A 12781-nucleotide genomic window follows, 5' to 3' on the forward strand; every position below is an offset into this window, starting at 1 on the left:
CTGTTACGGGGTGCGAAGGTCACGAGCGTGCGCTCGTCCCCTTGACATGTGCATCAGGGTATCGAGCGGCTGAATGAACCCATCGTACCGTAATGAGTTGCGATCAATTCACTCGGCCTGTTCGACGATATTGTCTTGCCAACGGTAGACAATGAAGCCGGGAGCCGAATTGTCGCCCTTGGCGTCGAACCGGACGGCACCGATCACCGTGTCAATTGGCTGCGAACGAAGCGCAGCTGCTACTTTCGATGAATCAAAAGTGCCGGCGCGCTTTGCGGCCTTCGCCCATGCCTGCACAGCCGCATAGGCGTAAAGCGAATAACCTTCCGAAGACCGGTTGGAGGCCTTGAGACGTGCCACGACGCTCGCCGCCTCAGCATTCTTGGTGGGATCCGGCATAAAGGTGAACAGTGTTCCGTTTCCGGCTTTGCCCGCGATCATCGAAAAATCGTGGGTCATCAGAGGATCATTGGCCATCACGGTCATACCTGCACCTGCTTCTGAGGCCTGACGCACGATCAGCCCGATCTCATTGTAGTAGCCGCCGATGTAAGCAAGTTTGATTCCGTCCGCTTTCATCCTCGAAACCAGGGCCATGTAATCCTTCTCCCCGGCCACGTAACTTTGTCGCTTCACATCCGATATCCCAACCTCCCGAAGATGAGCCGCAACGACATCGGCGATGCCTTTGCCAGCGGTGCTCCTGTCGTCAAGGACGGCAATCTTGGTGTTGGGGAAATGCCGTCGGATATATTCGGCCGCCACGACACCCTGCTGGTCGTCGCGCCCACAGATACGAAACACGGATTTGATGCCACGCTCTGTGAGCGCGGGATTGGTGGATCCTGGCGATATCTGAATAAGTTGCGCCTCGTCGTAAACGTTGGAAGCCGGTATCGACGAGGAAGAACAAAAGTGGCCAACGACCAACTTGACCTGATCTGATGCAAGCCGATTGGCGACTACGACCGCCTGCTTGGGATCGCACGCGTCGTCGGCGACGCTCAACACGACCGTCGTTCCTGGAAGGAGGCCTGACGCATTCAGATGATCGACGGCGGCAGCAGCACCGTCCCGCATCTGCGCCCCAAGCGCAGCATTGCTTCCAGTCATCGGCCCTGCCACAGCAATATTGATGTCGGCCGCAGCTGCAACGGACATCAAAGCAAGGAGTGAAATAGCTGCGAGAGAAATGGCGCCATGAATTGACATTATGAGAGTCCATGCGGGCTTGAGTCTGTGGCTGGTTTTGCCTTGAAAAACTTTTGCTGAGGCGTCGAACAATGACAGCCGTCGGACCGGCGGCCCTTGCTGTGAGCCGTTCTCCGCCCGGTGCTCGCACGCGTGCCGTGGTAAGCGAAAGATGGGCCGAAGGATGCCCCAGAGATCCGTTCTTCCGGCAGGCACTCGGGCAGGGTCAGACGAAAGCTGGCTCGAACCGCACTCGCGGTCGGCGCAAACGCGCTGATCAGACTCTGGTAGGGCCATAACGATCCTTCATTGCTTGTCGAACGCCGAGAACGCAGCTTGGAAAACCAGGCGTACGGGGCCAGGGCAACCCTCGCCCGTGAGAGCGTTCCGCGCGTTAATCCGGTATCAGCCAGATTCCATCGTACAATCTGACGTTACGTCCGATTCAAGCCTGTTCGAGAGACGCCATCTCTCGAGGTCGCGAGCGGTTCTCGTGGAAGGAGCGATAGCAACTAGGTTGATGGGGAGGCACGGAAGGAAGAGGCCGAGCCGGAAACGCAGCAGTCGCGACGTGCGGCCGCCAATCATTTAAATGAAGCACGCATCTGAATCGGCTGCTGCGTCAGTGCCTGTCCTGCAATGCGGCCATTGCGAGATCAAGGTACTGCATCAGACTGTGGTTCCAGCCGGCCAGGTTGCGCGGCGTGCTCAGTCGCGCAAGAACTTTCAGCATGGTTGAGGTCGCCGGGTCGGTCCCGGCAATTTCTGTGATGAGCGCGCGCGCCTTCAGTGCCACGGCAGCGGCCCGCTCGCTGCAAGGGTGCTCGCCACGATCGACACAATCGCGCAACTCATCCCGGATCTTTCGCCAGCGCTCTTCTCGATCAACGCCGAGCGCGCACGTGCATCGCGCAGTCTGGGGGCGCGATTCAGCGCGCGAAGCTGCATTCAGAGCAGCGGGCAGCTCATGCATGCTGACTTGCGTGTCAGAGTCCGTCGTCATGTTACGCAAACGATCCCGCAACTGGGTCGTGCGCGTGACCTGAAGTTCAATTTGCTCCAAATGCTTGCGCAGGAGGTCAGTAAGTGACGTCTTGCCTCCCATTGCCGTGCGAATATCATTCAGCGAAAAGCCGAGCTCGCGCAGCGCGCGAATTTGCGACACTCGTTGAATGCTTTCGCGTTCGTACATTCGATGACCGCCGTCCGTGCGTTCGGACGCGCTGAGCAGACCCGTGTGCTCGTAGTGATGCAGCGTGCGTACCGTTACCCCGGTAGCCTCCGCAAGTTCTCCAATGCGCCAGCGACGCCTTCGTGGTGTAGCTTTGATCATGATGTTCAATTGGCAAGCCTACAACCTGACGTCACGTGAGAATCAAGCTACTTGAATTAGCTGGTAGGGCAGTCGTCCATTCTGGCGCAAGCAGGCTGGCTCTGCTCCGATCGCCGCTCAACCGAGTGGGCAGATGGAAGGGCGTCGAGCAAGAGCATAAGGGACGCCAAGCCGGATTGGCTTGCTGCTGTACGCTCCAAAACAAGTTTGGCGATTGTGATCCGGTTTTCAGGCGTTCGCATAGATGCCGGTAATGACGCGATGGCTTTATCAAAGATCGCGCCGAGGACCGTGAGATCTTCCGGATCGTAGACACCACTATACTGCAGCAATGTTCGGCTCCCTGTTTGTGATCGTTAGCTGGCCGAGGCGCTTGACCGCGCCGTTGGGCGAAAAGACGACAGATCGGCGGCGTTCAGCGCGGAAGGCGCGATACGCACTCAAGTGACGCGGTTGTGCAACAGCGACGGACTTGCCTTGCCTGAAATCCAGGCAGCCGATGCCAGACGAATCTGAACAATCGAACGCTCTGCGGAATCCCCAGCTGACTGGTGCGCGAAACTGACGGCGAACTGTTCGGATCAGCGCATCGCGGCGCCTGAACGATCACCGCGAGGGGCCGGCGGTGCGCGGTGATGGCAAGTGAGAAGACCGATGAGAGCGGGTGGTTTGGGGCCCGTCATTGAGGGAGAGCAGGCACTCATTTGCGCGAGGGGTGAAGGACTTTCGAACTATCATTCCCGTGCCCATGAGGATACCGGAGCGGGATCACCGGCTGATATCTGCGCGGTGGTGAGTTCAGGGGGACACCGGCTGGCGCAGGCGCGAGGCGGCTTTCGCATGATCTGGAACGAGATCAACTTGAACGTCCGTGTAGCCCTTGGCGTGTTCGACATGTGAATCGGCCGCAAATTGCGCTTCGCCAGTCGCACCAACTGATTCGCAATTTCGTCGTCGATCGACATCGATCAGCACTGTCAGAGACCAATGACATGTTGGCTCCATTCCTAGAGACTATCGCAAGCGACACATTCCATGTCGATGAGAACGACGGGACTGCGCGGCTATCACCAAAGTGGGGCGTCGTCAAATGTTCGCGGCGACTGGGTGATGTTGACGCAACACACTTGGCGCCATCAGCAGCCCGAGTGTGTTGCGTCTGCGCAGCCCTTCGCTCTTCGGCTCGGCCGTCATGCGCCGGCTCGGATGGCGGGGCGAAACAGTTGAACGCGAAGATGCAACAAGAGAACGTTTGGCTCCTTCTGCCGCCGTTCACTAGCAGGTCGCTTTCAGTTCACATCTGAATTTTGCAATAGTGTTCCATTCACTTGGAAGGCGAATGCTCTACCAAGACCTTTCGAGTTGCTGCAGTCGCGCGCGCCGAAGGCATGCGCGAAGCCTGCTCCAACAATATTGTCCGCATCCAGATGCTCGCCGGATCGGTATTGTGAAGGGCCGGCCATTGAACGGCCTCTGTGAAAGACGGAATTGGCAGCGGAAGATCGACGATCCGCAGGGGCGTCGTCTTTCCGTAATGCCTGGCCAGCAACGAGGGCATCGTGCCTATGCGACCAGTGCCCAGGAGCATGGGTGGAATCATGCTGAAGCTCTGCACGACAACCTCGATGCGTCGCTTGAGACCGTGCTCAATCAAGAACCATTCCTCGATCGAAGGCCTTCGGGTACGTCCGAATTTAGCCGCTACGTGTCCCATCGACATGTATTTCTCGAACGTCAGCTTGCGTGAGAGCTGCTTGTTGCTCCGGCACCCCACGCATACGAGTTTTTCCTCGAACAGCGTCGCTCTTGGATGGGAGCGCGACATGTACATTTCCGGCAAGACAAGGAAGTCAATCTCACCGCGCTGGAGAAGCTCATCGGGGTCGTCGGCGAGGGGCAGAAAGTCGAACGCAACGCCAGGTGCCTCCCGTGCGACTCTCTCCACGATGGCCTGAAAAAACACGACCATGACGAAGTCGGAAACGCCGATCCTGAACCTGCGGTCCGATAGAGCTGGATTAAACGCATCCCGCGAAATAATCGACAGCTGGATGTGCAGCAGGGCTTCGCGAATTGGGCCGGCGAGTCCTTCGGCGCGTGGTGTCGGGACGAGTTCTCGGCCTCTCATCGCGAATAGATCGTCGCGAAAGTAGGAACGCAACCGGCCAACCGCCGCGCTCATGGCCGGCTGGCTCAAGTTGATTCTGCGCGCTGCCGCCGTGAGATTGCGCTCCGTCATCAGAGCGTCGAGCGCGACGAGAAGGTTCAGATCAAGCCCTTTGAAACGCATGGTGGGAAGTATCCAGCCCGTGGATGTCTACCATAGAAACAATCGATTTTACCAATTTGATGCAGTGCGAGATACCAAAAACGTCGGATCGGAGTGAGGCGTACCACAATGATTATTAATCGTTGGACCAGCCCCGAGAGGGATTATCTAGCATCCTCTAAGTATCCACCGCGGCTCATCTCGAACGCGACCCCGCCGTTCCTCGGTCCGCTTACGGATGTCAAGCACGCTGGCGGCGCGTCCAAATGGATCGCGGCTCGAAGGCGATCTGCCCAAAGTGCGGCTGAAATATCCGCCCGATCTCATGCGAATGGCGCCGCGCCTCAATGTCATCTGCATCGTGAATGCGGCTCCTCCGACCGGTGGGCACTGGCCAACGCGCGCCGAGGTGTCCCGTTGGCGCATGAATGCGCCGGCGAGAATGAGTGACGCGCGTGCACAAAGTACCAGATCAGATATCGAACGTCGCAACGGGGACCACCATGAACATTGCCATATCCAACGATACAGGAGTGTTCTCGACGCACTCCAAAGTCCGGTGGAGGGTGTGCTGGGAAAACGAGTTGCAACTTGCTGAACACATCGAACTGTCCGAGTTCTTTCGTAAGACGTACGGGCCGACCGGTGAATTCAATGCAAAGCCGTTCGAAGGCGGACGAAGCTGGGCCGGCGCGAGGCCCGAGATTCGTGTCATCGGCTACGATGCGCACGGCATCGCAGCTCATATCGGCGCACTGCGCCGCTTCATCAAAGTCGGGGACGTCGACCTGCTCGTGGCTGAGCTAGGATTGTACGGTGTTCGTCCGGATCTGGAGGGGCTGGGGATCACGCACTCAATGCGGGTGATGTATCCGGTGCTGCAGCAGCTCGCGGTCCCGTTTGGCTTTGGTGCAGTACGGCAGGCGTTACAGAAGCATGTGACCAAGCTGGTCGGCCGTCAGGGTCTCGCGACGGTTTTGCCGGGAGTGAGCGTGCGTTCAACGCGGCCGGATATTCATCTCGACTTGCCGCCGACCCGTACCGACGACGACTTGGTAGTTCTGGTCTTCCCAATCGGACGTCCGATAAGCGAATGGCCGGTCGGGACCATGATCGATCGGAACGGGCCAGAGCTGTGACCTGCCCCGGCCGCTTGTCGGAAGCGCGAAGCGAGCACGTTAGCGCCACCGGAGATCGTAACGTTTACCTGACCTTTGACGACGGTCCGGATCCACGTTGGACGGCGTCTATCCTTGATGTTCTTGCCGAGCACGAGGCTCCGGCGACTTTCTTCGTCATCGGGACGTGCGCGGCAGCTCACCCGAAACTGATCCAACGAATAATCGCAGAAGGGCATGAAGTCGGAAACCACACGATGACACATCCCGATCTCTCCCGATGCGAACCAGCTGAGGTGCAACATGAGATTCAGTCGGCGAGCGACGTCATCAGGACGGTTTGTCCCGAGGCGTCACTGCGGCACATACGTGCTCCGTATGGCATCTGGACTGACCAGGTATTCACGATGTCAACCAGAGCTGGACTGGTTCCCTTGCACTGGTCAGTAGACCCGAGAGACTGGTCTCGTCCAGGCGTTCCGGCGATTGTTGACGCAGTGCTGGCGTCGGTCCGGCCCGGTGCTGTTGTGCTCTTGCACGACGGATGTCCTCCCGTCGAGCGCGAACAAGCCATCGATTGCGGTCGCGATCAGACCCTAGAGGCGCTTTCCCGGCTTATTCCGGCATTGGGCGAGCAAGGATTCGCCATCTGCTCACTTCCTCAGTCTCATTGAAAAAGAGCCGCCCCCCATGAATCTGCTTGCCACAACAAGCGTTGTCGCTGTGTCGTCCTATGCCCTGCTGTCCGCCATTTACAGGAGCATGCAGACGCTCAACGCGCTCCGAACACAGATCCCGTCCCCGACTGACGACGCTTCCGAGATTGGCCCGCTGCCGAGCGTCGATGTGATCGTGCCCTGCTTTAACGAGGACCCGCGCACGCTGTCGGCGTGCCTGGAGTCGATCGCAAGCCAAGACTACGAAGGGCAAGTGCGGGTGTATGTGGTAGATGACGGCTCGGAAAATCGTAGGTACCTGTGGCCTGTACAGGACGCCTACACAGATGATCCGCGGTTCAACTTTATGTGGCTGGGAAAGAATGTTGGCAAGCGCAAGGCGCAAATTGCAGCGCTGCGCCGCTCGTCCGGCGATTTGGTTCTCAACGTCGATTCAGATTCGACAATCGCCGTCGACGTGGTGACCAAGCTTGTACGGAAGATGCAAAATCCAGCGGTTGGCGCTGTTATGGGGCAGCTCACAGCCAGCAATCGAAGCGGCACTTGGCTGACCAGGCTGATAGATATGGAGTACTGGCTAGCCTGTAACGAAGAGCGTTTGGCGGAAGCTCGCTTCGGAGCCGTCTTGTGTTGCTGTGGCCCGTGCGCCATGTATCGCCGATCGGCGCTCGATTTGGTCCTCCACGAGTACGAGACGCAGTATTTTCGAGGAAAGCCAAGCGACTTTGGCGAGGATCGCCATCTCACGATCCTGATGCTCGCGGCCGGATTTCGAACTGAGTACGTTCCTGATGCGATCGCAGCAACCGTCGTTCCGGATAGGCTGGTGCCATATCTGCGTCAACAATTGCGGTGGGCACGGAGTACCTTCCGGGATACAGCGCTTGCGCTACCCCTGCTGCCACGCCTCGACTTCTACATCACGCTGGACATTGTCGGGCAGAACCTCCTTCCGCTTCTGCTCGGCGTTTCAATACTGACCGCGCTTGCGCAAATCGCACTGACGAGCGAGTTGCCGTGGCCGACGGTACTGATCATCGCGTCAATGACCATGGTTCGCTGCAGCTTGGCAGCATTTCGTGCCCGACAGCTTCGCTTTCTCGCTTTCGCTCTACACAAACCGATCAGCATGTTCCTGTTACTTCCTGTGAAGGTATATGCGTTGTGCACATTGGGCAACAGTGACTGGTTGTCGCGCAAGTCCGCCAACATGCCAGATTCAGGTGAAGGTCAGGCCAGCACGCTGAGGCAGAGCGCCAGGTTAGATGCCACAGGCCATTCGGGTATTGCACCGTCGATGGGCGAAACGGCTACACGTACACATGCTTTTGACGTTGACGGTACCTGACAGGCCTGGAGGCGACGCGTAACTGTGCGCGTCAAAGAGGTGAGAAGCTCGTGAGCCTAGACAAGAACTATCAGTTGCTAGAGCGAGAAATGGTCGCCGATGATCCGTGGCGTCTGGACGCGAATCCGTTCGAGCGGGAGCGATACACGCAAATGCTTCGGATGTCGCTCTCCCGCCAAAGCATCACGAGTGCGTTGGAGGTCGGTTGCGCTGCCGGCGCATTCACCGAGATGCTCGCGCCTCATTGCAAACGGCTCACGGTCGTCGACGTCGTGCCGCAGGCCATTAGCCGCGCACGTTGCCGGACGGAGAGATGGTCACACATCGGCTGGAAAGTCGCTGACCTCCAACACTTTTCACCACCAGAGCGGTTCGACCTTATTGTTGTAGCAGAAGTCCTCTATTACCTCAGCGACACGCTGGAGATGCGCACGGCGGTCGACAACTTGGTCGGAATGCTCGCGCCAGGCGGGCTTGTGGTGTTCGGATCGGCGCGCGACCACATCTGCCGACGCTGGGGACACGTGGCCGGTGCAGAGACCGTCATCGCCATGTTGAATGAAGCGTTGGTCGAGATCGAGCGTGTCCACTGCCAAGGTGAGTCGGATAACGAAGATTGCTTGATCGCCAGCTTTCGGAGGCCGTCTGCATAAGCAACCCGCTTCGGAGGCTGACAAATGACTATGTCAGAGTTGCCGTATCGCAGATGGATCGCATTGCGGTTGTTGAAGGCGAGATCAGCGAGCTGGTCCGGCCGACAAATTGTAGCAGAAGGAATAGAAAAAATGCTTGGCGGCGTCGACGCAGCGCCAATCTCGAGGCAAACAATCGCGATGGAGCCGGCGCCGGTCACGCCGGCTGACAGGGGGTCCGGGCGCGTATCGAACGTGGCTATCGATTTCACGGCCGTGAAAAAGTCCTATGGCGAGAAGGTGGTCGTCGACCAGCTGTCGTTCACGGTGGCATCGGGAGAGTGCTTCGGCTTGTTGGGACCGAACGGCGCGGGCAAGAGCACGATTGCGCGTTTGATTCTCGGGATGTCCACGCCCGAGGCTGGCAAGATAACCGTGCTCGGCGAGAAAGTGCCGGCACGCGCTCGATTGGCGCGCAAGCGCATCGGCGTCGTTCCGCAAGCTGACAATCTTGATCTCGAGTTCACCGTACGCGAAAACCTACTGGTGTTCGGGCGCTATTTCGGGATGACAGCAAAGGATGTCGAGAAGATCACTCCGTCCCTTCTCGAGTTCGCCCGCCTTGAGAGCAAGGCAGACGCGCGGGTGACCGAACTGTCCGGTGGCATGAAGCGGCGTCTTACGCTGGCGCGGGCGCTCATCAACGATCCGGAGATCCTTATCTTGGATGAGCCGACCACCGGGCTCGATCCGCATGCGCGGCATTTGATTTGGGAGCGGCTGCGCGCGCTGCTGTCGCGCGGCAAGACGATTCTTCTGACAACGCACTTCATGGAGGAGGCGGAGCGATTGTGCGATCGCCTGTGCGTCCTCGAGGCAGGACGCAAGATCGCCGAAGGGCCGCCACACACATTGATCGAAGAACAGATCGGTTGCCCAGTCATTGAGGTCTACGGTGGCGATCCGAACGAGCTCTGCGGACTCATCAAGCCGCTCGCTCAACGCACCGAAATCAGCGGCGAGACGCTCTTTTGCTATGCGCCAAATCCAGAGCAGGTGCTCGCGCGGCTGCGTGGGCGGACCGGTCTTCGTCTGCTTCAGCGGCCACCGAACCTCGAGGACGTCTTCTTACGGTTGACCGGTCGGGAGATGAGGGACTGAATGATGTGGGAGCAGTATGCGGCGGCTCTGCCCGCCAATGCGTGGAACTGGAGCGCCGTATGGCGCCGGAATTATATGGCTTGGCGCAAAGCGGCGCTGGCATCGCTTCTGGGAAACCTCGCTGAGCCCATGAGCGCCTTGTTCGGTCTCGGCTTCGGCCTGGGACTGATGATCGGCCAAGTCGATGGCATTTCATACGTCGCCTTTCTGGCGGCTGGGATGGTCGCGACAAGCGCGATGATTTCGGCGACCTTTGAAACCGTCTATGGGGCCTTCGCTCGGATGAACGCCCAGCGCACCTGGGACGCCATCCTTTGCACGGAGCTCACGCTTGGCGACGTCGTTCTCGGTGAATTGGCGTGGGCAGCGACAAAAGCCGTTCTGGCAGGAACGGGAATTACGATTGTAGCCGCCGCGCTGGGCTATGCGGCGTGGCCGTCCATCCCTTATGCGCTGCCAGCTATCGCGCTCACTGGTGTTGCCTTCGCCAGCCTCGCCATGGTTGTGATAGCGCTCGCGCCCAGTTACGACTACTTCGTGTTCTATCAGACCCTCTTTCTCACACCCATGATGTACTTGTGCGGCGCGATCTTTCCCGTTGCTCAACTGCCCATCGCGCTGCAGCGCGTAGCAGAGGCGTTGCCCTTAGCACATTCGATTGATCTCATTCGGCCGGCAATGCTGGACCGGGACGCCAGCAGCGTCGGCCTGCATGTGGGCGTACTTTGCATATACACTGTGGTCGCGTTCGTCGTATCAGCTTTGCTGCTTCGCCGCCGGCTGATGCGTTGAACAAACCATGTCCCACATAGTGTGAATCAGTTCTGCGGAAATTTGCGGGTGTGGAAGCCAGCGGCAAGAATGCTCGTATCTCACCGATATATCCCGCCTTGTGGAACGATAGTATCACGTGCGGGCTGATCTAGCCTCATTGGTTAGGGGCCGAACTGTCTCGACCGAGTCAATCAGGAGCTGTCACAATGTTGAAATCGGAACGATCGCCTGAGCCATTCGTCATCCTCGCGATGCCGAGGAGCGGCACCCACTATCTGGAAGAACTGCTCAATGAACATCCGAACGTGGTGAGCAACGGGGAATTGCTCAATGAGTATGATCCAAATTGGCCCGACAAGGCGCGGCTCCTACGTAGCGATCGTGAGCTTCTGGAGTGCGCCTACTTGCGCTATCCAACGCCGAGCGACAAAATCGACGTGACTCATGTTGGCTGCAAGATCAACGAACCGCAGTTTCATGACCGTCCGGGGATGATGGCTGAGCTGGCCGGTTGGCCGCGCCTTAAGGTCATCGTGTGTCGTAGAAATCCGCTGGAATCGCTCCGCTCACTCGTGCAGGCGAGGCAAACCGGTGAATGGCTGAAATACAGCTCTGATAGCGACGACTCGCAACCGCCACTCGTCAGCCTAAGCGTCAGCACCTGCGAAACCTACTTCAAGACCACCGCTGAGTTCCACGATAGGATCAGGCAGTCCTTCGCGTCGACCAACATCCTCGAGCTGGAGTATGAGACGCTTCTTCGCGAGCCGCACCTGTGCTTGGAGTTGGTTTGGGAATTCCTCGGGGTTCATATGCGGAATGTTTCCGGTCGCGTCAAACTTCAGCGCCAGGAAGTGCGGCCGCTCGACCAAACCGTAGAGGATTTTGATGAGTTGCGTCGCCAATTCAAAGAGGGACCTTACGCCAGGTACTTTGAGGCTGTTGACGCCTGAGGATGGCCTTCTATTCCTCGGTGCCCGCGTTCGAATGCCCCTTGGTGGATTGGGGCAAGAGCAGCGGTATGAACCGCTGGGGTTGCCAGCGAGCGGACGTCTTGAATTGGAAGGCACTATTGGATGGCCGGATGGGTGGCATCCCTCCTGTTGCTAATAGCTCCGCGAGGATCGGGACGAGCCGCGTGCGGCGGCATTCAACATCGGCAGGACCGTCACTCGCGCGTTCAGCCCAGATCTACGGAACGAAGTTTTGCGCAGCTGTGCGCGAAAAGAGTGAAGGTCATTTGCCGCGGTCCTCGCGTTGCCGCTGTCGGAAAACCAACGGACTTGATGTCTGGAACTCGCCAAGCAGGTCGTAAACCACGGGGCCTGGCGTCGCAACACGCGTGAATCACTCTGTCGGTAGAGATGGCCCAAATCCTGCACCAAGAAGGTTGAGTGTAACCTGATAGGAGGCGTGTTTGAGGGCCGATCTGCCGAACAAGGATGCGGTCGCCAGACGAATGTCGGTTGACAACGAGGGCAGTTCATTCAAATCGGACAAGGCACGCGGCCGGCGGAGAGACCGAAAGACGCTGCTGCTGACCGGAGCATCGCGTGGTATAGGTTACGCCACCGGAAAGCTGTTTTCGGAAGCAGGCTGGAGGATCATCTCCTGCGCGCGGCAACCGATCGATGCCCGGCGATGTCCTTGGGAGGCCGCATCCGACAATCATGTCCAGCTCGACCTCAGCGAGCATCGGTTGCTGCCGCGCGCTATCACCGAGGTTAAAGAGCGCCTCGCGGGCGCGCCGTTGCACGCCTTGGTCAACAACGCAGCGATGTCACCGAAGACGACGAGCGGCGCACGACTAACATCGTTGGCGACATCGATCGAGACCTGGATGGACGTATTCCATCTCAATTTGGTGGCTCCAATTCTGCTTGCGCAGGGGCTCTTTGGCGAATTGAAAGCCGCGTCTGGATCGATCGTCAACGTGACCTCAATTGCAGGCTCGCGGGTGCACCCCTTCGCCGGCAGTGCCTACGCGACTTCGAAAGCCGCTCTTGCGTGTCTCACGCGCGAGATGGCTCACGACTACGCGCCGCATGGAATTCGTGTGAATGCAATCGCCCCGGGCGAGATCAAGACGGATATTTTGTCACCGGATACGGAAGCACGGGTCGTACCGAACATTCCGCTGCGCCGGGTGGGGACCCCTGAAGAGGTCGCTAAGGTCATCTTCTTCCTGTGCTCGGATGACGCCAGTTATATCACCGGCGTCGAAGTGCCGATCAATGGTGGCCAACACCTCTGATCGGCTGAAGATGGACCGATCGGT

The 12781-nt window shown here is 58.6% G+C and carries 12 protein-coding genes; 8 read left to right on the forward strand and 4 right to left on the reverse strand.

Annotation, left to right across the window (positions count from 1 at the left end):
- Positions 1-108: 108 nt before the first annotated feature.
- The 4 genes from RAD04_RS06580 to RAD04_RS06595 form a co-directional block, all read right to left on the reverse strand.
- Entirely contained in the window at positions 109-1212 is a 1104-nt protein-coding gene (locus RAD04_RS06580) for a branched-chain amino acid ABC transporter substrate-binding protein (RefSeq protein ID WP_461623088.1), read from the reverse strand.
- A 601-nt stretch (positions 1213-1813) separates the two neighbouring features.
- Positions 1814-2524: a MerR family transcriptional regulator gene (locus tag RAD04_RS06585; protein WP_461623188.1), complete on the reverse strand. Its 711-nt coding sequence runs from the start codon at positions 2522-2524 to the stop codon at positions 1814-1816.
- 798 nt (positions 2525-3322) lie between these two features.
- Positions 3323-3499, reverse strand: coding sequence for a hypothetical protein (locus tag RAD04_RS06590; protein WP_375849101.1), 177 nt, complete (start codon positions 3497-3499; stop codon positions 3323-3325).
- Between the two features lie 349 nt (positions 3500-3848).
- A complete protein-coding gene (locus tag RAD04_RS06595) occupies positions 3849-4814 on the reverse strand; it encodes a LysR family transcriptional regulator (protein WP_461623089.1) in 966 nt (321 codons plus the stop codon).
- Positions 4815-5296: 482 nt separating this feature from the next.
- Here RAD04_RS06595 and RAD04_RS06600 point away from each other — a divergent pair, with 482 nt between their 5' ends.
- The 8 genes from RAD04_RS06600 to RAD04_RS06635 all read left to right on the forward strand — a co-directional run bounded on the left by RAD04_RS06600 (position 5297) and on the right by RAD04_RS06635 (position 12757).
- Positions 5297-5932: a NodA family N-acyltransferase gene (locus RAD04_RS06600; RefSeq protein ID WP_049823391.1), complete on the forward strand. Its 636-nt coding sequence runs from the start codon at positions 5297-5299 to the stop codon at positions 5930-5932.
- A complete protein-coding gene (nodB, locus tag RAD04_RS06605) occupies positions 5887-6585 on the forward strand; it encodes a chitooligosaccharide deacetylase NodB (RefSeq protein WP_270163074.1) in 699 nt (232 codons plus the stop codon). Before RAD04_RS06600 ends, nodB begins: the two co-directional genes overlap by 46 nt.
- A 16-nt stretch (positions 6586-6601) precedes the next feature.
- On the forward strand, positions 6602-7936 hold the full coding sequence (nodC, locus tag RAD04_RS06610) for a chitooligosaccharide synthase NodC (protein ID WP_461623090.1): 1335 nt from the start codon (positions 6602-6604) through the stop codon (positions 7934-7936).
- A gap of 50 nt (positions 7937-7986) precedes the next feature.
- The gene (gene nodS, locus RAD04_RS06615) at positions 7987-8589 is read left to right on the forward strand and encodes a nodulation methyltransferase NodS (protein ID WP_461623091.1); all 603 of its coding nucleotides are present in this window, start codon (positions 7987-7989) and stop codon (positions 8587-8589) included.
- Between the two features lie 180 nt (positions 8590-8769).
- Positions 8770-9729 carry a nodulation factor ABC transporter ATP-binding protein NodI gene (nodI, locus tag RAD04_RS06620; protein ID WP_461623189.1) on the forward strand — a complete coding sequence of 320 codons (960 nt, stop codon included), beginning with the start codon at positions 8770-8772 and terminating at the stop codon, positions 9727-9729.
- Positions 9730-9732: 3 nt separating this feature from the next.
- On the forward strand, positions 9733-10521 hold the full coding sequence (locus RAD04_RS06625) for an ABC transporter permease (RefSeq protein WP_426413953.1): 789 nt from the start codon (positions 9733-9735) through the stop codon (positions 10519-10521).
- A gap of 188 nt (positions 10522-10709) precedes the next feature.
- A complete protein-coding gene (locus tag RAD04_RS06630; protein ID WP_461623092.1) occupies positions 10710-11456 on the forward strand; it encodes a sulfotransferase in 747 nt (248 codons plus the stop codon).
- A gap of 506 nt (positions 11457-11962) precedes the next feature.
- Positions 11963-12757, forward strand: coding sequence for an SDR family NAD(P)-dependent oxidoreductase (locus RAD04_RS06635; RefSeq protein WP_084302125.1), 795 nt, complete (start codon positions 11963-11965; stop codon positions 12755-12757).
- The last annotated feature ends 24 nt before the right edge of the window (positions 12758-12781 follow it).

It is taken from the genome of Bradyrhizobium sp. 25ACV (genome assembly GCF_054863005.1).

Bases quoted from the DNA above. Each gene is read 5' to 3' on its own strand.
- RAD04_RS06635 (WP_084302125.1), top strand. From the start codon at position 11,963: ATGTCGGTTGACAACGAGGGCAGTTCATTCAAATCGGACAAGGCACGC.
- nodC (WP_461623090.1), top strand. From the start codon at position 6,602: ATGAATCTGCTTGCCACAACAAGCGTTGTCGCTGTGTCGTCCTATGCC.
- RAD04_RS06630 (WP_461623092.1), top strand. From the start codon at position 10,710: ATGTTGAAATCGGAACGATCGCCTGAGCCATTCGTCATCCTCGCGATG.
- RAD04_RS06585 (WP_461623188.1), bottom strand. From the start codon at position 2,524: ATGATCAAAGCTACACCACGAAGGCGTCGCTGGCGCATTGGAGAACTT.
- RAD04_RS06580 (WP_461623088.1), bottom strand. From the start codon at position 1,212: ATGTCAATTCATGGCGCCATTTCTCTCGCAGCTATTTCACTCCTTGCT.
- RAD04_RS06600 (WP_049823391.1), top strand. From the start codon at position 5,297: ATGAACATTGCCATATCCAACGATACAGGAGTGTTCTCGACGCACTCC.
- RAD04_RS06625 (WP_426413953.1), top strand. From the start codon at position 9,733: ATGTGGGAGCAGTATGCGGCGGCTCTGCCCGCCAATGCGTGGAACTGG.
- RAD04_RS06595 (WP_461623089.1), bottom strand. From the start codon at position 4,814: ATGCGTTTCAAAGGGCTTGATCTGAACCTTCTCGTCGCGCTCGACGCT.
- nodI (WP_461623189.1), top strand. From the start codon at position 8,770: ATGGAGCCGGCGCCGGTCACGCCGGCTGACAGGGGGTCCGGGCGCGTA.
- nodB (WP_270163074.1), top strand. From the start codon at position 5,887: ATGGCCGGTCGGGACCATGATCGATCGGAACGGGCCAGAGCTGTGACC.